The organism is Paracraurococcus lichenis (assembly GCF_030657435.1).
GTDB classification, from domain to species: Bacteria; Pseudomonadota; Alphaproteobacteria; order Acetobacterales; family Acetobacteraceae; genus Paracraurococcus; species Paracraurococcus lichenis.
The window spans coordinates 1-1,202 of sequence record NZ_JAUTWS010000323.1 but is presented as its reverse complement, the minus strand read 5'-3'; the positions used below and the strand labels follow the sequence as shown (position 1 = coordinate 1,202).

General features: G+C 66.9%; 1 protein-coding gene. It reads right to left on the bottom strand.

The genetic code is table 11. The features are described from left to right. Positions 1-149 precede the first annotated feature (149 nt). On the bottom strand, positions 150-1,202 hold a 1,053-nt coding region (locus Q7A36_RS39990; RefSeq protein ID WP_305109356.1), incomplete at its 5' end, for an IS110 family RNA-guided transposase.

Sequence of the window (1,202 nt, the reverse complement as noted above, 5' to 3'; positions counted from 1 at the left end):
CGGCCGGCACAGGATGGGGTCGGTCAGGCGGTCCGGAGCGATCTCATCGGCGGTCTCTCACCGAGGTGGGACCAAACGTACCTGCGCTCTCGAACCAGCCCGTCCCTCGCGGGACCCGCCACGGCGTGGCAGGGCAGCCGGGCCGCCGCTTAGGCGGCCTCGGCCCGCTCCGTCCAGCGGAAGGGCTCGCCCGACCGCCACATCGCGTGCATCGTCGCAGCCAGGCGGCGCGCCAGGGCGACCTTGGCGCGCCGTGCGCCTCGCGTCTTGGCCAGCCGCATGGCCCAGGCCTTCAGGGCCGACCAGCGGCCGCGGGTCATCATCGCGTTTGCGGCCACGTAGAGCAGCCGCCGCATGCCACGGTCACCCATTTTGCTGATCCGGCCACTGACATTGATCTCGCCTGAACTGTACTGCCGCGGTGTGAGGCCGAAATGCGCGCCGACTGTCCTCGAGCGCCGGAAGCGTGCAGGGTCGTCGACGCAGGCCTTGAACGAGATCGCGGTGTGTGCGCCCACGCCCGGGATCGTCATCAGCAGGCGACAGACAGGATCCTGCTGAGCCGCCGCGATGATCTGGCGATCGAAGACGCGGATTTGCCGCATGATCGTGGCGCGCGCCTCCAGCAGGGGCTGGATGATGGGAAGCAAGGCATCGGAGCCCTCGATCCGCTCAAGGACGTCCTCGGCAAAACGGCTTCCGCGCGTCGGAAAGTGGATCCCTTCCAGCCGCAACAGGCCACGGATCGTGTTCTCGAGCGCAACCCGCTGACCATGAAGCGTGCCGCGAGCGGTCAGCAGCATGCCCCGGTACTGGCTCTCCCGCGACTTGATCCAGACCTCGCGAAAGGTGTTCACCCGCATCAGCTCGGCGATGCCGCGTGCGTCGTTGCGGTCGTTCTTGTTCCTGAACCCCGCCTGCAAGGCGGCGGCCGCATGCTTCGCATCGATGCAGATCGCGGGCTGGCCCAACCGGCGAAGCTCCACGCACAACCATGAGGAGGTCCCTCCGGCCTCTACGCCAACGCGCTCACAGCAGAGGTCATTCTCGCGGAGGAAGCGGCTGATCACCTCTGGATCGGTGGTCAGCTTGGCTTCTCGAACTACCCGTCCGCCACCATCCACAACGCACAGAGCAGTCTGCTTCAGAGATACGTCCAGTCCGCAGTAGAACATGACGTCGTCCTCCAGAGCTGGGGTCAG